21 protein-coding genes and 1 tRNA gene are annotated in these 23553 nt (G+C 64.1%); 11 read left to right on the top strand and 11 right to left on the bottom strand.

The genetic code is table 11. From position 1 onward, the window contains the following. Positions 1 to 542: 542 nt before the first annotated feature. The 6 genes from Q7U29_RS00275 to gmtX all read left to right on the top strand — a co-directional run bounded on the left by Q7U29_RS00275 (position 543) and on the right by gmtX (position 9847). Complete coding sequence (locus tag Q7U29_RS00275; protein ID WP_304737245.1) at positions 543 to 1496, top strand: GSU2403 family nucleotidyltransferase fold protein; 954 nt, start codon at positions 543 to 545, stop codon at positions 1494 to 1496. 138 nt (positions 1497 to 1634) lie between these two features. After that, positions 1635 to 3197, top strand: a complete 1563-nt coding sequence (locus Q7U29_RS00270; RefSeq protein ID WP_304737244.1) for a hypothetical protein — start codon at positions 1635 to 1637, stop codon at positions 3195 to 3197. Further along, positions 3190 to 6270, top strand: a complete 3081-nt coding sequence (locus Q7U29_RS00265) for a VPA1269 family protein (RefSeq protein WP_304737242.1) — start codon at positions 3190 to 3192, stop codon at positions 6268 to 6270. Before Q7U29_RS00270 ends, Q7U29_RS00265 begins: the two co-directional genes overlap by 8 nt. A gap of 3 nt (positions 6271 to 6273) precedes the next feature. Next, on the top strand, positions 6274 to 6738 hold the full coding sequence (locus Q7U29_RS00260) for a hypothetical protein (protein ID WP_304737241.1): 465 nt from the start codon (positions 6274 to 6276) through the stop codon (positions 6736 to 6738). Between the two features lie 8 nt (positions 6739 to 6746). Next, on the top strand, positions 6747 to 8930 hold the full coding sequence (locus Q7U29_RS00255; RefSeq protein WP_304737240.1) for an ATP-dependent RecD-like DNA helicase: 2184 nt from the start codon (positions 6747 to 6749) through the stop codon (positions 8928 to 8930). A gap of 230 nt (positions 8931 to 9160) precedes the next feature. Then, complete coding sequence (gmtX, locus tag Q7U29_RS00250) at positions 9161 to 9847, top strand: gamma-mobile-trio protein GmtX (protein ID WP_304737239.1); 687 nt, start codon at positions 9161 to 9163, stop codon at positions 9845 to 9847. Between the two features lie 4 nt (positions 9848 to 9851). Here the strand turns inward: gmtX and Q7U29_RS00245 are convergent. Continuing rightward, positions 9852 to 9926: transfer RNA gene (locus Q7U29_RS00245), tRNA-Glu, on the bottom strand. A 436-nt stretch (positions 9927 to 10362) separates the two neighbouring features. Next, complete coding sequence (locus Q7U29_RS00240) at positions 10363 to 10698, bottom strand: hypothetical protein (protein WP_304737238.1); 336 nt, start codon at positions 10696 to 10698, stop codon at positions 10363 to 10365. Between Q7U29_RS00240 and Q7U29_RS00235 the strand changes: the two genes are divergently transcribed. Beyond that, on the top strand, positions 10697 to 11749 hold the full coding sequence (locus Q7U29_RS00235; RefSeq protein ID WP_370691669.1) for an RluA family pseudouridine synthase: 1053 nt from the start codon (positions 10697 to 10699) through the stop codon (positions 11747 to 11749). The two genes, Q7U29_RS00240 and Q7U29_RS00235, sit on opposite strands and share 2 nt — an antisense overlap. 216 nt (positions 11750 to 11965) lie before the next feature. Then, entirely contained in the window at positions 11966 to 12865 is a 900-nt protein-coding gene (rpoH, locus tag Q7U29_RS00230; RefSeq protein ID WP_304737236.1) for an RNA polymerase sigma factor RpoH, read from the top strand. Positions 12866 to 13189: 324 nt separating this feature from the next. Here the strand turns inward: rpoH and Q7U29_RS00225 are convergent, their stop codons facing one another. The 3 genes from Q7U29_RS00225 to Q7U29_RS00215 all read right to left on the bottom strand — a co-directional run bounded on the left by Q7U29_RS00225 (position 13190) and on the right by Q7U29_RS00215 (position 16472). Then, on the bottom strand, positions 13190 to 13813 hold the full coding sequence (locus tag Q7U29_RS00225) for an N-acetylmuramoyl-L-alanine amidase (RefSeq protein ID WP_304737234.1): 624 nt from the start codon (positions 13811 to 13813) through the stop codon (positions 13190 to 13192). A 27-nt stretch (positions 13814 to 13840) separates the two neighbouring features. Beyond that, a complete protein-coding gene (locus tag Q7U29_RS00220) occupies positions 13841 to 15067 on the bottom strand; it encodes a GGDEF domain-containing protein (RefSeq protein WP_304737233.1) in 1227 nt (408 codons plus the stop codon). 769 nt (positions 15068 to 15836) lie between these two features. Then, on the bottom strand, positions 15837 to 16472 hold the full coding sequence (locus tag Q7U29_RS00215; protein WP_304737231.1) for a LysE family translocator: 636 nt from the start codon (positions 16470 to 16472) through the stop codon (positions 15837 to 15839). A gap of 121 nt (positions 16473 to 16593) precedes the next feature. On the opposite strand from Q7U29_RS00215, the gene Q7U29_RS00210 reads away from it, so the two are divergent. Further along, positions 16594 to 17436 carry an SDR family oxidoreductase gene (locus Q7U29_RS00210; RefSeq protein ID WP_304737230.1) on the top strand — a complete coding sequence of 281 codons (843 nt, stop codon included), beginning with the start codon at positions 16594 to 16596 and terminating at the stop codon, positions 17434 to 17436. A 179-nt stretch (positions 17437 to 17615) separates the two neighbouring features. Here the strand turns inward: Q7U29_RS00210 and Q7U29_RS00205 are convergent, their stop codons facing one another. The 3 genes from Q7U29_RS00205 to Q7U29_RS00195 form a co-directional block, all read right to left on the bottom strand. Continuing rightward, on the bottom strand, positions 17616 to 18419 hold the full coding sequence (locus Q7U29_RS00205) for a lytic transglycosylase domain-containing protein (protein ID WP_304737228.1): 804 nt from the start codon (positions 18417 to 18419) through the stop codon (positions 17616 to 17618). A gap of 267 nt (positions 18420 to 18686) precedes the next feature. Then, a complete protein-coding gene (locus Q7U29_RS00200; protein ID WP_304737227.1) occupies positions 18687 to 19487 on the bottom strand; it encodes a lytic transglycosylase domain-containing protein in 801 nt (266 codons plus the stop codon). A gap of 39 nt (positions 19488 to 19526) precedes the next feature. Continuing rightward, a complete protein-coding gene (locus Q7U29_RS00195) occupies positions 19527 to 19814 on the bottom strand; it encodes a DUF2442 domain-containing protein (protein ID WP_304737225.1) in 288 nt (95 codons plus the stop codon). A gap of 438 nt (positions 19815 to 20252) precedes the next feature. On the opposite strand from Q7U29_RS00195, the gene Q7U29_RS00190 reads away from it, so the two are divergent. Together Q7U29_RS00190 and Q7U29_RS00185 are read left to right on the top strand one after the other, a co-directional pair. Further along, entirely contained in the window at positions 20253 to 21197 is a 945-nt protein-coding gene (locus tag Q7U29_RS00190) for an OmpA family protein (protein ID WP_304737223.1), read from the top strand. 93 nt (positions 21198 to 21290) lie between these two features. Beyond that, positions 21291 to 21644 (top strand): hypothetical protein, encoded by a 354-nt coding sequence (locus tag Q7U29_RS00185; protein ID WP_304737222.1) that lies wholly within the window; start codon positions 21291 to 21293, stop codon positions 21642 to 21644. A 91-nt stretch (positions 21645 to 21735) separates the two neighbouring features. On the opposite strand, the gene Q7U29_RS00180 is transcribed toward Q7U29_RS00185, so the two are convergent. From Q7U29_RS00180 to Q7U29_RS00170, 3 genes are all read right to left on the bottom strand, one after another. Then, a complete protein-coding gene (locus Q7U29_RS00180) occupies positions 21736 to 22035 on the bottom strand; it encodes a DUF2442 domain-containing protein (protein WP_304737221.1) in 300 nt (99 codons plus the stop codon). Then, on the bottom strand, positions 21995 to 22261 hold the full coding sequence (locus Q7U29_RS00175) for a DUF4160 domain-containing protein (RefSeq protein ID WP_304737220.1): 267 nt from the start codon (positions 22259 to 22261) through the stop codon (positions 21995 to 21997). The genes Q7U29_RS00180 and Q7U29_RS00175 overlap by 41 nt, the downstream gene beginning before the upstream one ends. Before the next feature lie 99 nt (positions 22262 to 22360). After that, positions 22361 to 22741, bottom strand: a complete 381-nt coding sequence (locus Q7U29_RS00170; protein WP_304737218.1) for a thiol-disulfide oxidoreductase DCC family protein — start codon at positions 22739 to 22741, stop codon at positions 22361 to 22363. Between the last annotated feature and the right edge of the window lie 812 nt (positions 22742 to 23553).

Here is a 23553-nt window from a genome sequence, read left to right as displayed (position 1 = left end):
CCTAATATGACCCTCGTCGAGGCTACCATTTTCTACCAAACCAATCTGTTTTCGGCGGTCTGAGCAGTCTTTTTGCGTGGTGCGGAGACGAAAGCGTACCCTTCCCTACCATACCAACCTACCATACCAAAACCGGCACGGCGGCTGCCGGCCTCGGCAGAAGCCCATCCGCATTCCTTTGTCGGGATTATCTGGACGTGCTCGAACGACCAGAGGCTCAAGGTATCCTGCGAGCACCGCATCGGTCCGCCTTAGGTGTAGAAGCCCCGACGGCGTGACGCCGACGGACCCCGCGCGAAGGCCTCTTCCTTCGACGTATACGTCCCCAGAAAGCACGGTTCGCTCAGATACCGCTCCGGCCGCAGGGTCCATGCCGGCGGCTCGCCGAGGTTGCAGCGTTGCGAAAGATGCTCGGCCGTGGCCGGGCGCCCGCTGGAACATTTGACTCGCAGACCTTGCAAAACAAGTTTATACCACCAGATAACATTTCCTAATTGAGGTAAAACGCCTTGTACGTCCCCATGAGCCGAGAGCAGCGCCGCTTGGCCGAGACCATGCGCGCCACGGTCGCCGACTACGGCGACGTGCTGCGGGCCCGCGATGCGTACGCCGGCGGGATGCAGTGGCTGACGGCCAAGAATCATCAGTACCTGACGCGTTATCGCCAGGATCCCCTCACCGGCGAGAAGAAGGCGACCTCGCTCGGTCGCCGCACGCCCGAGAACGAGGCGATCTACGACGCGTTCATGAAGGAGCGTGCCGAACTCGACGAACGCATCGCCGTCCTGAGACCGGTCATGGCCGAGCAGGCGCGGATGGCCCGGGCGCTGCGGCTGACGCGGGCACCGAGCGAGGTCGGCGCCGTCCTGCGGGCGATAGGCACCTCGGATCTGCTCGACCGATTGACGCTCGCCGGTGACGCATGCGTGTTCGCCTACGAAAACGAGATGGGCTCGCTGCTGTCCCGGGATGTCCTGCCGGACGACGGTCTCGACCTGGTGGTCGACGACATGCGCGCCGCGGATCGGATCGAAGAACTCGCGGCGGTGTTGCGGCGAGCCAAGATTCCGGTCCGCCCCGGTCGCGGCCGCGGACACGACCTCGCCGTCCTTCGCACCGAGGAAAACCTCAAAATCCACTTGTTCACTCTCTCGTCCCTGGAGCGGATGGTGGATGGCTATGAAAGCTCGTTCGCCGCCGACGTGCCGAGGTGGGCCTTGGAGCAACCTCCGGTCCGTTCCGTCGTGATCGACCGGACTGGCCGGGCCGCGACCGTCTCGGTGCTCGATCCGAGGGCCTGGTGCATCCTGCGCTCGGTCGCGCTGGAGATGGAGGAGATGTCTCCGAACGCGCGGGAGATGGCCACGGACCTGGTCTCGGCGACCGCGACCATGGTCCACGAAAAGACGCCGTTCGAGGAGGAGCAGGTCTGTGGCTTCCGCCCGCTGCTGGACGCCCTCGAAGGAGAGGAGTTCCTGCCACCACCGAGGCTCTGAGTACCGTTATTTCAAGGATTCGTTGACCACTGCCGGAAGTGTCTCCGGCTCTTAATCATTGTTCAGGTTCGCGTTCGTATGTTGAGTGGCGTTTTGAACATCAAGCGGGGACGAACCCCGCACGGGGCGGCTTTTCCCATGACGATGAAGTTTCCGTTGCGGCTCCTCAGCGAGCCGCAACCGCTTCACCATGCTTCGGTGGTGAGGTCGTTCCAGGACATGCATGCGTCGTTCACGGCGCGGGTGCTGATTCTGCAGCGTCCGGACGGGACCGTCGAACCCTATCTACCCTTCGTCAGGTACCAGCGGCAATTCAGGCATCGGTCTCGTTCGTGGCAGGATACGCGGGCGCGGGGGCTGGGTCTGCTGTGGGACTTTTCGGTCGCCAACCGGAACAGCGGATGGTCGCCGGATCGGTTGTTGAAAGAATTCGCCTACGCCCTCATCGAAGGGACGTTCGAGTCGAAGCATGCCGGCGTGCGGGACTTGATGTGGCCGTCCATTCCCGTCAGGCGCGCCCAGGGCCTTGTCCGGAGCATAGAAGACTTCGCCGAATGGTGCTCGACGCACGAGGATGTGGTTTCGCCGATTGCCCGCGACGAAGTCCCCTTGATTCCCGGAACGGCGGAACACGCGACGCGGCTTCTGATGTGGTCGCGCATGCGGCGCATCTCGATGCTCAGGCACCTCAAGGCGGCGCCGACTTCGACGGTGAGGAGCCGCGTCGAGCTTCCCCGCACTGGCGGCGGTAAGGAGACGGAGGCCGCCAAGTTCTTTCCGCCGCAACTGGCGGAAGCGCTGTTGTGGAAGGGGCATCTGCGCCCCGGGGCCTCGACCGATCCGAATGTATTCGCCCGCTACAACATCCGCGACATGATGATGGCTCTGCTGGACGGATGGGGCGGTCTCCGGAGGTCGGAGGGGCTTCACCTCTGGCTGAATGACGTGAGGGAGAACGAAGACCCGGAGCTTCTGGGGCATGCCTTCGTCGTGCTGAACCATCCGGAAGAAGCCTATGTGGAGTGGACCGACCCGTCGTCGGGCGCCCGGACCTGGATCCAGCGCAAGGAGATGCTGGCGCGGTTCTACGGACTGAAGGCGCGCAACGTCGTCAAGCGCGGGCACTACCATGTCGGCTGGAAGGGCATGGCGCTGAATCGGGACCATCAGTCCTTCATCTTCTGGATCGATCCCGCCGCCGGCGCGCTGTTCTGGACCTTGTATCTCGCCTACATCCGGTTCGTCCGGCCGGCCATCATAGAAAGACGCCGCGACCTGGGTGGCCGCGATCATCCCTTCCTGTTCGTGTCGGAGGAGATCAATCCGGTGACGGGATTGCCGGGCGAACCGTATTCGGAGAAGGCCTACGAACGGAATCACGAAGCCGCCGTGCGGCGGCTGGATCTCGATTACGAAAAGGGCGCCGGCACGACCACGCACGGGCTGCGGCACCTCTACGGGCACACGATGCAGAAGCTCGGCGTCCACCCCGAGGTGATCCGGCAGGGCCTGCATCACGTCAACCTGCTGTCCCAGACCATCTACACGATCCCCATGTCTGCGGAGATCAACGAGCAACTGCGCGCGGCCCAGCAGCGGGTGAAGGACGGAGAGCGACCCGTCGCGACCCTGGGCGAGGACACCGCCGCGGCGCTGCTGCGCCTGAATGAGTCTCTTCTGCATGGAGGTCCGCTTGAGTGAATTCACGGTCGTCGCGGACTCGAAGATCAACGGCGCCTGGTTCAACCGGTCGCTTACGCACTTCGCCCTCGTTCCGGACACCCCCGGTCAGGATCTAGAGGCGACCGCAGTGGTCGTCGACGAGCTTGTTCGGCGTTATCGGGCGGCCCCTCAAGGCAAGGATGTCAATACCGAACCCGTGCGCGAGGTCGTCGCCGAACTGTACGATCTGCACGCGCAGCAGCTGATCCTTTGGCCCGTAGGCGTCCAGTTCAACAAATCCGTCTTAGGGAAAGGGAGATCCCTGATATTCTTCGGCTCGATCGAGGAGATCGACCCTCCGATGTTCGCGCTCCGCGACTCCATCGAAGGGACCGCAGCCTTCGAGAATTGCGGCTATCCCGACACGATCAGGCAGGATCGCAGCAGCGAGCTCTGGCGCGTGTTCATGACCGTACGCCTCGCGACCCTCGGTCTGAAGGACTTCGCCAACCTTGGTCAGGAGCACGTGTTTGCGGTGGTCGCCGCCCTCCAGATCGACGGTGTCTGGGCGGGTTGGACCGCTCAGTCGAACAGGCGGTCCCTCACGCGGTTCACGCGGTTCATGGCCGCCCTGTCCGGGAACCAGATGTACGGTGCGAGCATCCTCAACCCTGCGCGGCGTATCAAGGCCGGCCCGCGCGTCCCGCCGATCGTCCTGTCGCATCCTCATCTGGCCTGGATCGAAGAGGCCTTCGAGACATGGCTCGACGAGAGCGTGATCAAAACGAAGAAGAATGCGCGGTACGCGTCGCGGCTGCTGACCGATCATCTGCGAACTCTCCCGCCCGAGGAAACCGTTCCGGAGCGCGTGTTCGGCCGCGCGAGGATCAGGGAGCTTGTCGAGTTCGGCAGGACGTGGAGGAAGCCGATTTCACGTGGCCTGTCCATGGCGAAGCTGATGGACTTCGCGGAATGGTACTGTCACGGTCACGCGCAGGGCAAAGGCGAGACCGTCAAGCTGGAATGGACGCGGTTCGACGTCGAGCAGTTCATCAAGGCCATCCCGCGCGCGACGTCGGGCAGCGGAGAGGTCGCGGCGCGACCGATGCCGACCCGGTATCATCGCCTCCTCAGGCAGATCATCACCGAGAACGATTTCGCATGGCCCAAGTCGGTGATCAATAACGTCGGCGGGGTGCCGGCGTACTGGGTCTCATGGACCAATCCCGAGACTCAGAAGATCGAGCGGGTCTTCTGCGAGGTCGTGCCGAGGCTGCTGCTGTTGCTGCTCGAGCTTCCTTTGCGCAACATTCAGGCGCGACGCCTCGACAGCGGCGAAGGTGACGAGCGCGAGTACGATCCGGTCTCCCGGACGTGGAAGGACGCGACGGGACCGCTCGCCGGATATTGGAGATCGAACAAGGCTGTGAACGCCCGTCGCGGCGTTCTGCGCGAGATCGCGACCGAGATTGGCACCATTACGGGGTTCTGGATCAACAGCAACAAGACGCAGGACCGCGCGAGCCTGTTCGACGAGACCAGCGGCTACGAAATTCCCTGGCAGCACGAAGAGCTCATCGACAATCTGGTGGCGATGCGCCGCTGGCAGGAGAAGTACAATCCGGTATCCGGGCCTCTCGAGTACGAAGCGGTATCGCCGGCCGTGTTCAAGGGTGAGGAACCCAGCCGGTCGGTCAGGGCGGTCCTTCCCGCGCGTTTCTATCTGTTCCGCTATCCCCTCAACGTCGACCATCACCGCGCACGGGAAGCGCCTCCGTCCTACTTCGTAGTGTGGTCGTTCTTCCTGGAAGCCTTGGACGAAATGGAGCGGCGGCTGCGCGAGGAGGATCCAGCGGGAGCGGTGAGGATCATCACCGAGCGCAATCACTCCGGCCAGCCGACGGCGGCGATCTTCACGATGCACGGCATGCGGTCCTCGACGTTGACGGCCCTGCACCTGGCCGGCGTTCCGATCGGCGTTCTAAGCAAGCTCGTCGCCGGACACGCGACGATTCTGATGACCCTGCGCTACACCAAGTTCGACCCCGCCCACGTCAACCAGATACTCAACGACGCGCGCACGAAGGTGATGCTCGAGTCCAAGGATCGCTTCACCAATTTCTTGAAGTCCGCCACCATCGCCGAGGCGATGCGGATGTCTGCGCGCCTGTCGGACGACGGTTTGGGGCAGATGAAGGGACCGTCCTACGGAGAGCCGACCGGCTGGAGCAGGTTCGATCTGGGCATCTGTCCGAACGGAGGGACGCTGTGCCACGTCGGCGGCGAGATCGTGCACACCAAGAAGGAAAAGAATGGGCGCGACAGGTCAACCTATAAGGAAGTATCGGGCGGTCCCCGCAACTGCGTGCGGTGCAGGTTCTTCGTGACCGGTTTGCCGTTCATGATCCCGTTGTGGGCGCACGCCAGCGCGATCTTCGTGAAGGTCGATTCGCTTTCGAAGCGGATCGACGAAGTGACCGCCGAGAGCGAGGCGCTCAAGGCGGAGCGGCGTTCGCTCGCGCTGGAGGCGCCGCGCTCGCTGACCGACCGCATCGTCGTGCTCGATGAGATGTTGGCTTCCGACGGTGACGCTCGGGATCAGGCGCTGGCCGACGTGCATGCGACCGTCTTCCTGCTGGAGAAGATCCGGACGATCATCGCGTCGGGCGACCCGGACGGCGAAGTCAAGCTGCCGATGCTGCTCGGAGAGGATGGTGTTCCCCAGTTCGCAGTCCGGGAATCGACCCGGTTTGAGATCGTCGATGCCGTCGTCCAGGCTTCGCGTTGGTTTCCTTCGCTCGCCTCCGCCGACCTGGAGGCCGAGCGCGACGAGTTCCTCAACAAGGCTCTCTACAGCAACGGTTACGTTCCCATCACGCTGTCTCCGCTCACCGCCGCCGAACGCCGCAAGGCCGCCGATGCGCTCGCGCAGATGCTATTGGTGGAGTTGGGCGCCGCCGAAGCCCAGAACGTGATCGAGGGCCGGAAGTCGCTCGCCGACCTCGGACTGCAGGACAAGCTGGAGACGGTGGCGGCCGCCGCCGTCGGTCGACCGATCGAACGTCTGTCGCTGCCGCGTCCGGCTGCACTCATCGACATCGCTGCGGAGTAACCTATGACAGCGTCCGTTCTTCCTGAATTGCTCGACACCCTTCGCGCATACCTGGCCCGCCAGGTGCAGGCGTGGCTCGACCAGCCCGAGGGCGCCCGCCTGCCTACGCTGCCGGTGTTGAGCGACGACAAGGTGAACGTGCTCGCGATTGCCGAGGAATCGGGAATTGGAGCGGCCCGTCAGCAGCATCTCTTCAAGCGGCCCGAACTGAAATCCCTCGTCAACGCCGTGGCCTTCGAGCAAGGCCTGAAGCCGATCGGCGGACGGATGCCGTCGGAAGAACTCGAACGGGAGGCGGTCGCTCACGTCCGTCGGACCGAGGCGAGATCGAACGATCTGTCCAAGTTGGTCGCCGAACAGGCCTCCGTGATCGAGAGACAGCGCCGCGAGATCGAAGGCCTCCGCGAGCAATTGCGGATGTTCGAGGAGACGGGGCAGGTCCTGCGGACCGCGGTGGTGCGGCCATGAGGGTGGCGGTGGACAGCATCGTTTCGGAACGTCCGTTCGGCGTGATCTTCGCCGGCCGCCTGCTTGGCCGGGATCCGACAGCGGGTAGGCGTCTGCGCGTGCGGGGGACCTTCGATCGGTTGCTTGGCGTTCCGTCTGTCGGCGACACCTGGGAGATTGCAGGCGTCGCCGTCGAGACCTCCGGCGGCCTTCAGGTCGAGGCGACTGCCGGCCGGCGTCTTCTGCCGTCGGGCCGGATGATCGTACGTTTCGTGGCCGAGCACGTTCCCGGCATCGGGCAGATGCGTGCCGACCGGCTCTGGCAAACGTTCGGAGCCAACTTGGCCGAAGTGTTGGCGGATGACGGCGCAGTCGACGACATCGCCGCTGCGCTCGATCCTGAGCGGCCAGTGCTGGCCCACCGTCTGGCCTTGATGGCCGTAAGCGCCTGGCGGGACGCCGCGGGTGAAGCCGCTCTCGTCGACTGGCTCGCCCAGCAAGGCGTGGACGATTTGAAGGTCGTCAGGCGGCTGCATCGCATCCTCGGCGAGGCGGCGGTCGAGCGCTTGGCGGCCAATCCCTATTCGATGGTCCCGCTGCTGTCGTGGGGCCGTCTCGATCCCATCGGCCGCCGGCTGCTGATCGAACAGGGCCGCGACCCTCGTTCCGACGCCAGCCGCATCACCGGTGCGGCTGATGAAATCGTCAAGCGGATGCTTCGTCGCGGCGACACTGCATCGTCGGCGGAGCGCTTCGCCGGCGAGATGGTGCGTCTGCTCGGGCCCGCGCCCGCCTCGACCGTGCTGCTGGACATCGCGCGCCGCAACGGCGCCGTGGTCGAGAAAGGCGACCTGTTGCGCGCGCCGGGAGCCGCCGCGATCGAGGACGGCCTAGTCCAAGTGCTGAAGGCCTTCCAGGTGGGCGGCGAGGGCCTTCCGGCGCCCAGGTCGGCCAGCGGATGGTCCGACTTCATCTCGCAGGCCGAAGACGCCTCCAGACCCCTCTCTTCCGACCAGCGGGCTGCCGTGGCGGCGATACTGTCGCGTCCGCTCTCCTGCCTTGCGGGCGGCGCCGGCACGGGCAAGACGTACGCATGCAGGGTGCTGTGCGATCTCTGGGCACGGCAGGGAGGCGACGTCGTCCTGTGTGCGCTGGCGGGCAAGGCCGCGCTGCGTCTGTCGCGATCGACGGGCCGGCTTGCCCGCACTCTCGCGCGGACGCTGGCCGAACTCGCGGAGCGCGATGAACTCGAGGAGGAAGTCGGCGGCGACGAGGACGGCGGCACGCCGAAGCAGCGTGCCAGGCTGCAGGAGCTTTGCCGTTTGACGTCGCGCACGCTGCTGGTGATCGACGAGGCTTCGATGGTGGATCTGCCGACGGTCATGGCGATCGCCAGGCGGATGCCGTTGGGTGGACGTATTCTGTTCGTCGGCGACGAGGCGCAGTTGCCTCCCGTGGGTTTTGGGCTGGTCTATCACCGGCTGGTCGAGGACGACGCGATCGCCTCGCGCCTGCACGAAATCCATCGACAGGCAGAGGTAACCGGAATTCCCGCGGCGGCCGCAGCCGTTCGCGAAGGCCGTGTGCCGGATCTTCGGGCGTATCGGGGAAAGGCGGACGGGATCTACTTCATGGATGCGGCCGAGGCGGAGCTCGCAGGCGCCGTCGATGGACTCTGCGATGAATTGGGCGACGAGGCTTTGGTCGTCACGTCGACCAGGGACGGACCGGCCGGCGTCGGCGAGGTGAACGAACGTCGCCACGCGGCTATTCACGGTTTGGCTCCGACGACCAGAGGATTTTTTGGGCTGCGGTTCGCGGTCGGGGATTCCGTGATCTATGGCCGCAACGACTATCGCCTGGGCTTGTTCAATGGCCTGTTCGGCCGCGTTGTCGGCGTGACGCCGGAAGAGCGGACGGTCGACGTCGTGTTCGACGGCGATGCCGACCGCAAGACATTGGGCGGCGAGGAGCTCCTGTTCCTCGATCATGCGTACGCGGTGACCTGTCACAAGTGCCAGGGATCCAGCGCTCCGCGCATCGTGGTGCCGATCTATCCGAGCCGTCTGTTGGACAGGTCCTGGGTCTACACAGCGATTACCCGCGCCGAACGCCAGGTCGTGCTGGTGGGGCGGCGGAGCGTCTTCGCCGAAGCCGTCGCGCGTCCGCCGGCGTCCGAGGTCCGAAGGAGTGGAATGCGATGGTTGGTCTGAGAAAGCCGGTCTTGGCCCGGCATCGTTTTCTTTCAATTGATCCCCGGAGCCGCCGTCGCGCGACCCGTCCGGCGACGACGCGCGCAGTCCGCAAGGGCGAAGAGCGTAGCGTCCCTTGCGGACGAGCACGGCGGTGCCAGGGTCTGAGCGTGACGGGGAGTCCGGGGTCAATCGATTGATCCCTGGTGGGTCCAGAGCGGCTTTCTTGTTTTGTTTTTGGAGAGTGCGAAATGACGAAGATTGCGATCGAAAATCTGTTGAATGAAACTAGCGAACATCTGGAGACCGTGCTGGCGCGGGCCTCCTCGGAGAAGGTCAGATATAAGCTCCGCAAGTTCGACGAGGCGTGTAGGCACATCGTCTGCAAGGCCCAGCTTAGACTGACGATCCCTCAGGTGATGAAGACGTATGCCGCGATCGCGGACTCCGAGATCGGCGAGTCGACCATCCGCAACAAGCGCGGCGGCGAGAACCTGTATCAGTTGTTGTACAGGAAGTGGGAGACGGTGGCGGTCGCTATGGTCGCCTCCTCCGTTCCGCGGAAACGCGGCACCGACGTGGGGGTGATCGGGGATCACGACATTCTGTTGATCGAAAACCCGGTCGTGCGACATCAGGTCGTGCTGTTGATGGCTCAGAACCGGAGCCTATACAGGCAACTCAACATCGTGAAGCAGGACCAGACGAACATCCCGATCCGCATCGAAGGTGTATCGCTCGCTCCCGCCGACGACCTCGCCCTGTCCGACGCGGAAGTCGAATCCATCCGCGACTTCATCGATCCAAGGAAGATGAAGGCCAAGCATCTCCAGGCGACGTCGCATAAGGGCGTGAAGCTCAAGGATGGTCGCCCCATCGCCGATCCGGGCTTTCTGGATGCGCTGGGCAAGATCGTCAGAAGCTATGAACCGCGCTGAAACCTGGCGCTCCGTGCGGGAATCGAACCCGCCTTTGAGCCTTGAGAGGGCCCTGTCCTAACCGATAGACGAACGGAGCTTCGGTGGGAGAAACCTACCGGAGCAGATGTAGAACGAACCCTTTTGGTAGGCCTACCACTGCAAAACCCAGCCACTTACACACATGGTAGGTTCGAAGGGGTATATAAGTTGCCTAACCGCTAGACGAAGGGAGCGTTGGCTCAGCCAATAGCCTTGAAATCCGCCGGCTGCAAGGCGGGATTGGATCGGGAATACCCGTCAAACCCTGGGTATCAGCCGCGGTCTTTCTTACCCTCCCCTGGAGGGGGCGAGACGAGCGAAGCTCGCTCTGGGGTCGGCGCGAATGAAATGAGCGGCGGGGTGGGGTGAAAGTCTCTCGTTTCAGGCGGTGCCCGCGTTGAGAGATCACCCCACCCCGTCTCGCATCTTGCGATGCGAGCCGACCCTCCCCCTCCAGGGGAGGGTAAGGACGGCCCGGCCATCACGGCACCATTTCACGGCTCGTTGACGAATTTCAGCTTTCCGGCCGGCTTGAGCGTCTTCGCGTCGAAAGTGCGGATTTCGGTGACGCCGCCGACATCCAGCGTCACCACCAGGCGGTCGCCGGCGATGCCGGTTGAGACGATCCGGGCGCCTTTCGGCAGCATCGAGGTGGTGTCGGTGGCGACAACGCTTCCCTCTGACCGAAAAAGGCGGTAGCCGATGGCGATCAGGACGGCGCCGACGGCCAGGGCCGTGGTCAGCCCCGCAATCAGCATCAGCCGCCGCACCCGCGCGAACAGCGCAGCCTGTTCGGGTGTCGGTTCGGGCGGCGCAACTTCTTCGGTCATGCAAGGCTCTTTATTTACAAGGCTCTCAAGGCAAATGGAACACGGCTCGGCGTCGAATAGCGGTCAGAGGCTGGAGGTCATCGTTGCCGGCGACGAGGGATCGGTGCGGCTCGACCGCGTGCTCGCGGTCAGGCTGCCGCAATTGTCGCGCTCGCGGCTGAAGGCGCTTATTTTGGCTGACGCCGTCACCCTCAAAAACGCCCCCATCCGCGACCCCGCTTATCATGTCGCGTCAGGCGATACGATCACAATCGACGTGCCGGAGGCGGTCGCCGCCGAGCCCGCGGGCGAGGATATCGCGCTCGATATCGTCCATGAGGACGACGACATTATCGTCATCAACAAGCCCAAAGGGCTGGTGGTGCATCCGGCCGCCGGCCACGAGACCGGCACGCTGGTCAACGCCCTGATCGCCCATTGCGGCGCCAGCCTTTCCGGCATCGGCGGCGTCAAACGGCCCGGAATCGTGCACCGGCTCGACAAGGACACCACAGGGCTGATGGTGGTGGCCAAGAACGACCGCGCGCACAAATCGCTGACCGAGCAGTTCGCCGACCACGGCCGCACCAACGAGATGCGGCGCGGCTATATGGCGCTGGTCTGGGGCGTGCCGAACCGGCTACGCGGCACCGTCAATGCGCCGATCGACCGGCATCCCTTCGCCCGGGAAAAGATGGCGGTGCGCGATAGCGGCCGCGAGGCCATCACCCACTGGGAAATCCTCGAAACCTTCAACGGGCGCGACGGCAAACCGGTCGCGGCGCTGCTGGCCTGCCAGCTCGAGACCGGCCGCACCCATCAGATCCGGGTGCATCTGGCCCATATCGGCCATCCCCTGCTGGGCGATGCCGTCTACGGCCCGCACTTCAAGACCAAGTCCAGCCACCTCGGCCCCCAAAGCCAGGCGGCGCTGACCGCCCTCGGCCGGCAGGCGTTACACGCATACCTCCTGGCGCTGGAACACCCCCAAACCGGGGAAATTTTGCACTGGGAAAGCCCCCTGCCGCAGGACCTGCTTCTCCTGCGAAACGCCCTCCGAGCGGCGCTATGACGCAGGCCGCTGGATAAAGATCAGTTATACCAACAGGTTATACCACCCACACGCGGACGTGACGTCAGCAATCCTTCCCTATATCCCCCGATTTGGTGTATGTTGCACCTGCGTTGAATATCCAACGCGGAACATCGCAGCCCGGGCGGCTTTAACACAGCGCTCGTCTGCCGGGCCCGCCGCTATCGGGGGCCTGAACCACTGGAGGGCGCTAGAATGGCCCGTACAGCTACCTTGCCGGTTCTCAACGGAGAATCCGGCCTGTCCCGTTACCTGGCCGAGATCCGCAAATTTCCGATGCTGGAACCCCAGCAGGAATACATGTTCGCCAAGCGCTGGCGCGAGCATGACGATCGCGACGCGGCACATCACCTCGTCACCAGCCATCTCCGGCTCGTGGCCAAGATCGCCATGGGCTATCGCGGCTACGGCCTGCCGATTTCCGAGGTCGTCTCGGAAGGCAATGTCGGCCTGATGCAGGCGGTGAAGCGGTTCGAGCCCGAAAAGGGTTTTCGGCTCGCCACCTACGCGATGTGGTGGATCAAGGCTTCGATCCAGGAATACATCCTGCGTTCGTGGTCGCTCGTGAAAATGGGCACCACCGCGAACCAGAAGAAGCTGTTCTTCAACCTGCGCAAGGCGAAGAGCAAGATCTCCGCATTGGACGAGGGTGATCTGCACCCCGACCAGGTGAAGCTGATTGCCAAGCGCCTCGGCGTCACGGCCCAGGACGTGATCGACATGAACCGCCGTCTCGGCGGCGATGCGTCGCTCAACGCGCCGATCCGAGACGACGGCGAAGCCGGCGAATGGCAGGACTGGCTGGTCGACAACTCGCCCAACCAGGAAGCCATCATGGCCGAGCACGAGGAGTTCGATCATCGCCGTCAGGCGCTGAACGGCGCCATCGGCGTGCTCAACCCAAGGGAACGCCGCATCTTCGAGGCGCGGCGCCTGGCGGAAGACCCGATGACGCTGGAAGACCTCGCCACCGAATTCGGCGTGTCGCGCGAACGCGTGCGGCAGATCGAAGTCCGCGCCTTCGAGAAGGTGCAGTCGGCGGTCAAGGGCACCATCGCCCGGCAGGAACAGGCCGCGCTGGAAGCCGCGCACTGATCAGCGCGGCACAGCGAACGAATAACGAAAGCCGGCGGAAACGCCGGCTTTTTTGTTGGGTGGGTGAAGTGCTTCATCACTACCGTCGTCCCCGCGAACGCGGGGACCCATACGCCGTGCAGAAGATGAGAGCAGCGGTGCCGCTGCTTTTCTTTGGCACTCGTCATAACTTCGACGACCGGGATTATGGCTCCCCGCGTTCGCGGGGACGACGGACGTCAGCAAGATACCGGAAGCCCACATACTATATCTTGTGCCGGGAAGCGTGCCGCCAGACCAGCCATTCTTTGCATGGGGTTGTTTTCGATATTTTTGTTTGGGCTGCTACTCCCCCCACTCCCTCGCCAGTTTCGCCAGCGCGCAGCCTTCGCAATAGCGCGCGTCCTTGTAGTCGATCCAGTTATGCGCATAGACCCGTTCGAGCGGGATGCCGTAGCGTGTCCGCAGCACCTTGAGCAGGATCCGCCACGCCGCGATCTGCGCCTCGGTGGCGCCGCGCGTCACGTCGGGATAATTGCCGGCGAATTCCACCCCGATCGAATTGCTGCCGACCACCTGGCGAAAGGTCGGACGGTTGTCGATGTACTTGTTGTCGTTGCGGTTGGCGCCGTCGCCATGGGTCGGCACCAGATGCTCCGCCACCGCCCAGTACACCGTGCCGTCGGTCTCGACCCAGACCGTGACGCCGCGCCGCGTCGGATTTTTCGATTGCAGTTGCGCGCCGCCGCGCGCCGAACCGGCCGGCCCCTCGGTCTGGTGCACGATGATGTTCTTCCAGGGGTGGGCTTTTGAAACCTCGCCCCACGGCGCCAGCCAGACCATCTTCAGGCCGGGAATATCGGGCGTGCCCGCCGCGCGCGCGACAGCCGCGAGGTCGGATGTCTGGGCCGTGGCCGGCGTGGCGATGACGACGGCGCAAAGCGCCATCGCAATGAGGCGGATGTTCATGATGCAGCGTTTAGCACGCTTTTGACTTCACGCATGCAGGCGCAGGGCGCGTTCCGGCATCGAAGCGGGATCGATCCCGGGCGCCAGCGGCGGGGCGGGATCGTAAATCGCGTGGCGGTTCTTGCCGTCCTTCTTGGCGGCGTAGAGCGCATGGTCGGCGGCGGCGATCACCCGGTCCGGGAAAGCGCCCATCTCGCGGGTCCATTGCGCGACACCGATCGAGAGCGAGATCGGGATATCGGCGCCGACGCAGGCTTCCGCGTCCTCGCGGCAGACATCGAGGATGCGGCGCGCGATCATCGCCCCTTCCCGCAGCGTCGAGGACGGCAGCACGACGCAGAACTCGTCGCCGCCGGTGCGCGCCAGCATGTCGCCGGGCCGCAACCGGGTCTGCGCCATCAGGGTGAAGTGCTGCAGGCAGGCGTCGCCCGCGGCGTGGCCATGGGTGTCGTTGATCGCCTTGAAGCCATCGAGGTCGATCACCAGCAGCGCGAAGGATTCGCCTGAGCGTTCCGAGCGGGCACATTCCTCGGTCAGGCGCTGCAGCAGATGCCGCCGGTTGCCGACGCCGGTGAGGTCGTCGAGCAGCGCGAGGTCGGCGACCTCGTTGCGCAGCCGGTCCATCGCCATCAGCAGGAAGCCGAAATTCCAAGACATCGACAGGAACATCAGCACCAGGATCGAAATCGAATGAACCGGGGTGAAACGGAGGAAGGAGAACTCGCCGCCGACCTGCATCACGTTGCTGAGCACGCGCATGCCATAGATGGCGATGATGAGAATGGCGACGGTGGCCGCGAGCCGGGCGCCGGCGTTGACCCGTCCGTTCTCCCGCGCCAGCAACAGTTTGAGGGTCAGCGCGAACGGCAATACCTGGGCGACCGAATAGATGAACATCCGGATCGGCTGGTGGTCATAGCCGAAGGCGAAGAAGGTCATGCCCGCGGTGCCCAGTCCGGTGATCAGCGCGGTCTGGCGCCAGCCGACCGGCCGGTCGTAGAACCGCCTGACGCCCATCGCTGCCAGGCAGGAGGCAATGATCAGCACGGTGCCGCCGGCCAACAACGGCAGCAGCGAATCCACCACGATGCGCAGGCTGGCCAGCGATGCACCGAGGGCTGCGGCAAATGCCGAAGCGGTCCAGTACGGCGCTGCCGCGAATTTCGGATAGCTCCGGGTGACGTAGGCCCAGATCAGGCCCAGCGCGAGAAAATTGATGATGAACGCCGTCCACAGCGTCGGTACGCTCAGCATCGCGAAGCCAGAACGCGCATCGTCCCGTCTCCCCTGTTATCCAACAACCCACCCATCGAAGTCCCCGTGTTCTTGCGGGTAAACTGCGCCCGCGTGGCTTAACGGACCCTCACCAAGGCAAGGCAATCCGCACCGTGGTTTTGAAATCATGAAGATTGCGCGGCGCACCATCGCACCGTCAGCCTGTACCGGATCGACGCAGTTGCGCGGCTCGCATTGGCGCGCTGTTAACCGTGACGGGGCGGCGCGGAATGCATGGCGCGGCTGAAAGGTGCCCGAAAATGCATAACAGCTGTGGATAACACAATGACACCGGCGTGACGGCGCGAGGCAGTCGGGCGCGAATCTGCTCGGATGACGATTGAGGCTGTTGCGAGGCTAAGCCCTCCCCGAGCAAGCCTCGTGTCGCGTTTCCACCCATTAAACCCAATGAGGATGCTATGGCTAAGAAAGCGAAGAAGGCTAAGAAGGCTAAGAAGGCAACAAAGAAGAAGAAGGCCAAGAAGTAACGTTTCTGCCCGGGTGGAGCCTCGGCCCCGCCCGGGCATCCAGCCGAAGCGAAACATTCTTTGGTAAAGCAGCGGGCCCTGGGCCCGCTTTTTTGATTTTCGGGACGGCAACTGCACCCCCACCCGTCATTGCCTGCGACAAACGCGAAGCGTTTGCGCAAGGGAGCGCTTGCGACGAAGCAATCCATCTTTCTTATCGTTTCAAGAAAGATGGATTGCTTCGCTTCGCTCGCAATGACGGGTGGGGATGGGCCGAACGCCTACCGCTCCGCCAGCGCCAGCCTCGCGCCGAGCGCGGCAAAGCCGGCGGCAAAACTGCGGCGCAGCCAGGTCATCACCCTGGGCCGGCTCACGATGCGGTCGCGGACCGAGGCCGCGAACAGGCCGTAGAGCGCGAATACCGCGAACGTCATCGCCATGAAGGCTATGCTCAGTTCCAGCATTCGCGCCAGCGGATGGCCCTCGTCGGCTGCGATGAACTGCGGCAGAAAGGCGAGGAAGAAGATCGACAGCTTCGGATTGAGGATGTTGATCAGGATGCCGGTGACGACCACGCGGCGGCTGGAGCGGCCGTCCAGCCTTGCATCGGCCCTTGCATCGGCCCTTGCATCGACCGCCAGCGCGCCCTGCTCGCGCAGCGCCTGCCAGGCCATGTACAACAGATAAGCCACCCCGCAATATTTCAGCACCGCGAACGCCAGCGCGCTGGTGTGCAGCACCGCGGCGAGGCCGAGCATGGCGGCCAGCATATGCGGCACGATGCCGAGCGTGCAGCCGAACGCCGCGGCGATGCTGGCCCGCGAGCCGCGTGTCAGCGCCGCCGCCAGCGTGTAGAGCACGCCGGTGCCGGGCGAGGCGACCACGATCAGCGACGTCAGCAGGAAGGACCACGACATGGTTCTAGCCCTATCACGCTGACGGCGGCCGAGGAAGCCGACGCGCCCGTCCGGTTGCCAAAATCCGCCAGCCGGATAAGGGTTGACCGGCATTTGCCTTCCTCGCCTGGAGTGACATCTGATGACTGCGATTCCCGGAAGTGCGGCGGCCGTCACCGGCGCCGCCAGTGGTATCGGCCGGGCGCTGGCGCTCGAACTGGCCGCGCGCGGCTGCGATCTGGCGCTGGCGGACCGCGACGAAGCGGGACTTGCGACGCTGGCCGCCGAGATCGCCAAGGCGCACCAGCGCAAGGTCACGGTGCATACCGTCGATGTCGGCATGCCCAAGGAGATCGAAGCGTTCGCGCAAGCGGCGATCGCCGCCCATCCCGTCCTCAACATCGTCATCAACAATGCCGGGGTGGCGCTGATGGGGATGTTCGACGAGATCGACCAGACGCAGATGGAATGGCTCTTCAACATCAATTTCTGGGGCGTGGTGCACGGCACCCGCGCCTTCCTGCCGCATCTGTCGAAAAAGCCCGAGGCGCACATCGTCAACCTCTCCTCGATTTTCGGCATCATCGCGCCGCCCGGCCAGACCGCCTACTGCGCGGCGAAATTCGCGGTGCGCGGCTTTTCGGAAAGCCTGCGGCACGAGCTGGCGATGGCGAACAGCCCGGTGCGCCTCTCGGTGGTGCATCCCGGCGGCGTCGCCACCAACATCGCCCGCAACTCCCGCCCCGGCGTCGGCATGACCGACAATGCCCGCCGGGCGCAGTCGATCGAACGGTTCGATGCGGTGGCCAAAACTACACCGGCGGCCGCAGCAAAGCGGATCATTGTCGGCATCGAGAAGAACCAGCCGCGCATCCTGATCGGCAATGACGCCCGCTATATGGACCTGCTGCAGCGTTTTCGCCCCGGCACCTATTGGGCGGTGCTGGCGCGCAAGATCGAGAAGATGGCGAAGGCGGGGAAGTGAGGTTGCGGAGTTGCCTCAGCTAATTCAGCTGTCGTCCCTGCGAACGCAGGGACCCATAATCCCGAGCGCCCGTTGTTGCAGGAAGATGTCCAACACCGGCATCTCACCGATAGGCCGCGGCGTATGGGTCCCTGCGCCCCGTGCGCAATTGCGCACTAGGCAGGGACGACGGAGCTGCCCTACCTTCCGACCAGCTGATCGGCGAAATACCCGATGGTCTTGCGATAGATCGTGGCCCGGTTCCATTCGCGCATCGCTTCGAAATTCGGCGTGCCCTCGCTGTAGGGCTGGCCGTTCCTGAAGCCGGAAACGTGCAGCAGGTTGGCGGTGGAGGCGAGCACGTCGGGGATGCTGTGGCGCAGGTCGACATGGCCGTTGCCGTCGAAATCGACGCCGTATTTGAGGTAGGACGACGGCAGGAATTGCGTCTGGCCGATTTCGCCGGCGAAGGCGCCGATCATGTCCGTCAGCGGCAGATCGCCGCGCTGCACGATCTTCAGCGCCGCCAGCAACTCGCCCTGGAACAATTCGGTGCGGCGGCAATCATGCGCCATGGTGGCGAGCGTGCGGACCACCGGCATCTTGCCGATGTCGCCCTTGCCGTAATCGGATTCCAGCCCCCAGATCGCGACGATGATCTCGGGCGGCACCCCGAAACGCTTCTCGATCCGCGCCAGCAGGGCGGCGTGACGCTGCAGCATCTGCCGGCCGATGTTGATGCGCCCCGGCCCGACCCGGGTCGAGACATATTGCTCGAAGGTCTTGTTGAAGGTGCCGCGCTGGCGGCGGTCGAAGGCCAGCACCTTCGGATCCTGCGTCACGCCGGATAGCGCCTGCGAAATCACCGCCGGCGAAACCCCCGCCGCCTGCGCCTCGGCCGACATCGCCGCCACGAACGTGTTGAAATCGCCGCCGCAGCGCGCTGCGTAGGATGGCGTGGCGAGGACGGTGCAGAACGAAACGGCCAGTAGAAGCTTGCGCATGCGAATCCCTTGTGACGGCCCGATTTGTGTTGGTTATGCCATGAGAAAGCAGCGCGAGGCAGGTGTATTCGCACTCAACTCGTCGTCCCGGACAAGCGAGCAGCGCGAGCGCCGATCCGGGACCCATAACCACCGGCGGCAATTGTTGAAGCGAAGCCGTCAACCATCCCGCCCGACAACGTCGTCACGGCGTATGGGTCCCGGATCGGCGCTCGCTTTGCTCGCTGGTCCGGGACGACGGCGGAACTGGCTTCACCTCCGCCGCCTTCACTTGCCGCCGTCGATCTGGCGGCCCATCAGGGCGATGGCTTTCTGATAGACGCCGGCGGCGTTCCAGGCCTGGATGGCGGCGAAGTTGGGTTCGCCCGGCTGGTAGCCGGCGCCGGCGCGCCAGCCATGGGCTTTCAGAAAATTCGCAGTCGAGTTCAGCGCGTTGGCGGAGTTTTCGAGATTGCCGGTGCCGTAGGCCAGGATGGCTTTCGGCATGAACTGGGTCTGGCCGACTTCGCCATGCATGGAGCCGCGCTGGGCCGGCGAGAGCGCGCCGCGATCGATCAATTGCAGTGCTGCGTAAAGGTGCTCGGTGAAGAAGGCCGAGCGCCGGCAATCATAGGCCAGCGTCGCGATCGACGAGAGCATGTTCTGGTTGCCGCGCTGGCTGCCGAAACCCGTCTCCATGCCCCAGATCGCGAGCAGCGGCCCGGGCGGCACGCCGGTGCGCTGCTGGATCGAAGCAAACAGCGCGCCTTGCGACTGCTTCAGCTTACGTCCCTTCGCGACGATGGCAGGTCCCCCGCGCTTGGCGAGAAACTGTTCGAGCGACAGCGAAAAACTGCGCTGGCCGCGGTCGGCATTGATGGTCGCCTGCGCATAGTTGGTCGCCATCAGGGCCGAGATGGTCGGGGCGCTGATGCCCTTGGCCCGCGCCTCGCCGGCGAATTGCTGCTTCCAGGCCTCATATCCGGCGGCGCTGCTGCCGCATTGGGCGGCGAAGGCTGATGAGTTCAGGGATGCGAAGGTAACAAGCGCAGACCCGCAAAGAACAAGCGCGAGGCGAAAGATATGCATCGATAAATCCGGTTGGGTGAGGAAAGCCCGTCGTACCCTTTATTCCGCCGCCGTGCGCGTCAGCGCGCCGGCGTCGCGCAATTGCATGTAGAGATTGATCGGATCGACGTCGAAGCCGTTGGGCCAGGTCGGCGCGCCCATTTCGACGAATGCGCGTGCGAAATAATCGGGCGCCTTCAGCGGCTCGACCATCGGTCCGCCGGCGGCGAGAAGGTCGGAAAAATCGCGCACGCCCTCGCTGCCGTCCGTAAAACGAACCCACAGACGATGGCCGTCGAGCGCCCGCAGGCGCAGCACATCGACCATGGGCAATTCATTCGTCGGCATCGGGGCCAGCTATCTTTTCCAGCGGCAGGTGCGCACGCGCACGCTGCCAATTATCCTGCAATTCGGCGTTACGCGCCAGAGTCCATTGTCGCACCATCCGCGTGGCGGTTACGATGGCTTTCGCCCGGCCATAACGTGCGTGGAAATGCGGCGGATTGTGGTCGTCGCCATGCACGGCCCGGCGGGGCCGCGCCCACCCTCCGATCCCCCAAACCAAAAATATCGAAAACAACCCCATGCACAGATAGCAAGGGGTTGATGGCATGGATGTTTTGGCGCGCACCAAACGACCGTTTTGACACGTCGGGCAAATCACCGGCACAATGCCAACATCGCACAACCTTTCAAGCCGCTCATGGCCGTGCCGAGGGGCAGGTCGGAACGATTTTGATCCGCCTCACCCCTTGCGGCGACTCTTGAAATCCCGGGAATTCTCCGATGGCTCCGCACCAGATCGTCCGACCGCTCATCCTGCTGCTCGCCCTCTGCCTGCTTGCGCCGACCGGCGCCGCCGCGCAGGCGACGCGCGACGTGGCGGGCGCGCGGGATTGTCCCGGCGTCGGCCGCTTCGCGCGCAGCGTGATCACGGGATACGAGGTGAAGGATTTCGACGCCGCACGGATGCAGGCAGCCGCCTTCAAGGACGGACAGCCGGCCGATGTGCGGCGGCTGGAGGGCAAGGTCACGCGGATCGCCTATCGCAGCAATCCCGGGCCGTCCATCCTGGAAGTGTTCAGGAATTTTGAGACGCAGCTGACAAAAATCGGTTTCGAAAAGCTGCTGGCCTGCGAGACCGACGCCTGCGGCGGCATTCCCTTCACCGAGGCGATCGACGCGCTGCCGATCCCGCAGATGTGGATCGACGGTTTCAATTATCACTACTACGCCGGGCGCAGGATCGAGGGCGCGCGCGAGATCTTTGCCAGCGTCGTCGTCAGCGAGAACAACCGCGAGATCTACGCGCAGCTCACCATCGCCGAGACCCGCGCGATCGAGAACAAGATGGTGGACGCCGCCGCGATGTCGAAGGGCCTGCGCGAAACCGGCCGCATCGCGCTCTACGGCATCTACTTCGACACCGACCGCGCGGTGCTGAAGCCCGAAAGCCGCCCCGCCCTGGAGCAGATCGCAAAGCTGCTGGCCGCCGAGGCGCAGCTCAATGTCTTCATCGTCGGCCACACCGACAGCCAGGGGCCGTATGCCTACAATCTCGATCTGTCGCGCCGCCGCGCCGAGGCGATCGCCGAGGAGCTGGTGAAGAATTATCGAATCGGCGCGCCAAGGCTGCGCACCGCCGGTGTCGCGCATCTGGCGCCGGTCGGTTCCAATGGCAACGAGGCCGGCCGGGCGTTGAACCGGCGGGTGGAGCTGGTGGCGCCGTAGGGCGGGCGGCGCGATCGGGCGGTTTCAGGCCTTCGACCGGCGGCGGTGTTCTGATAGAATGCAACAGGGGCGAATGCAGGTGAGCCGATGCCAATGACCAAGATGTCCGATCAAGCTCAGCCGCACAGGTTCAATTTCCTGCGCGTGCCGCTATTCCGGTTGCTCGCGATCAACCTTGCGGCGGGCACGGCGGTGGCGACGGTGTTCGTCGGCGGCTTGCTGGCGCTCAATCCCGCCGGGTTGCGCGACCTGATCCTCGCGGACTCCTCGCCCGGCACCGCGCTCGGCCTGCTGCTGTTCGGGTTCGTGGTGACGTTTGGGTCGACCGCAATGGGGACGGCGATCATGGCGATGGGGCGACGGCAGAAGGACGATGAGCCGCCGCGCGGCCCGCCGCGGCGGGTGGCGCAGCGGTTTGAGCGGGTCGCGGTGCGTGCCAAGCGGTAGCCCCAGGAATCAAATATTGCGCATCCTTGCAAACCGCCACGTCGTGGCCTTCCCGGGATGAGGCGTAACCTGTGCTTGCAAAACCCGTCGTCTAAGCCGCGGCGTCGCGTGACAAGGCTCCGGCCGCCTCGATCTCCCGGCGCAGCCAGCCGGGCGCGGCGTCAAAACCGTTCGGCCAAGTCAGCGCGCCATCTTCGAGAAAGACACGCGCGAAGAAGGCCGGATCGCGCAAGGGTTCCGCCATCGGACCGCCTTCGCCGACAATAGCGGAGAAGTCATAGTCTCCAGCCATGCCATCGCTGAACGTCGCGCGCAGGCGATGCCCGCCGAGATACCTGATTCTTGCGACCTTAATCATTGTCGAGACCCGCAATTTTGACGAGCGGCGCACGGCTACGCGCCCGCCGCCAATTATCCTCCAGTTCTCCGCGATGCGCCAGTGCCCACTGCTTCACGAGACGGGCAGCGTTGGCCGGAAGATGGCCTTCGGTGACCTCTCCGGTCTCGATCGAAACGTTGGCTTCATGGCCGCTGTAGCTGGCAAAGAAATGAGGCGGCGGGTGATCGACGAAATACATCCGGATGGCGATGCCGTAGAAATAAGCGATGGTCGGCATGCGCTGCTCCCTCGTCATGCGCGGCTTGATCCGCGCATCCATCATCTTCCAAGGATGGATTGCCGGGTCAAGCCCAGCACTGAGGAGGGGTTGGCGGAGCTACCAATGCCCCTTCCACTTATTCCAAGCGAACAGCATATCGGCAAAACGATCATAGAAAATCCGCGTAACCGGCAGCATCACGCGATTGCCGAACAGCTGTGACAGCCAGCCCTCGCCCGGCGTTATCTGCCACATCGCAATCGCAACATCTGCGCCGACGATCAGCCGGCCGGATTCGTCCGTCGCATGCAGGCGGCGGCGCACATCGTCGAGCGAGGCCCCATAAGCGGCAAGTGCCGCGGGTTCGTCGTTGATGTCGCGAAATGAAAGGTGGCCGGCGCGGACGGCGGCCAAGAGCTTGTTGCGCTGCCAGTCGATGCCGGCGTCACAGACGGGGCAGCGGGTGTTGTACCAGACGGAGAGGTGGGGGCCGGCCATGGTTGCTCCTTCGCATCGGGCTTCCGAAAGCGTATCAACCTTTGGAAATTCGCGCATACGGCGAAGTTGCTGACGATTAGTTACAACTCAATGTCTTCATCGTCGGCCCACCGACAGCCAACGGCCGTATACCTGCAATCTCGATTGATCTCGACGCCGCGCCGAGGCGATCGCCGAGGAGCTGGTGAAGAACTACCGCATCGGCGCGCCGCGGCTGCGCACCGCCGGTGTCGCGCATCTTGCGCCGGTCGTACCAAACGGGAATGAGGCTGGGCGGGCGTTGAACAGGAGGTGGAGTCGGTGACGCAGTAGGGCGGGCCGAGGAGGTGACGCCGGCAGTAGCGAAGGTTTAAGTCTCCTCGGGTGGCCAAGGCGTCGGGAGGCCAAGAATGTCGCCGATATTCTTGCCGGAGTTGAATTTCCACTTTTCGTCCTCTACTTGGAAGAAACCAAGTACTTTCAGAGACTCAGGAAGGGGGACTTTGGCCCAAGGATTGACCGCTAGAATTGGCTGCAGCTTCTCAGATCGGAGGCCCCATAGGCCGACATCAGGGAAAAGCACTACGCCACTTACATGGGTATTTCGCGGCGCCGTACTTCCGCGCCAAAATCCGTTGCGCGCACGCCCTAGCTTCGCAGGTTTACCCTCGCGCCAGCGCACAACTTCATCACCTAGTGTTCTGTCACAGACATTTGAATCCCAGCTTGTCGCGAACATGATTCACTCGCGGCATGGCAAATGATTTGATTGTACTTGATCGCAAGGCTCGCAGGGAACTGGAGCAACTGCTCACCGATGGGAACACGGCTCA

This window comes from Bradyrhizobium sp. (assembly GCF_030654605.1).
Classification (GTDB): Bacteria; Pseudomonadota; Alphaproteobacteria; order Rhizobiales; family Xanthobacteraceae; genus Bradyrhizobium.
The sequence above is the reverse complement of the archived record's forward strand: the minus strand, read 5'-3'. Positions and strand labels throughout refer to the sequence as shown.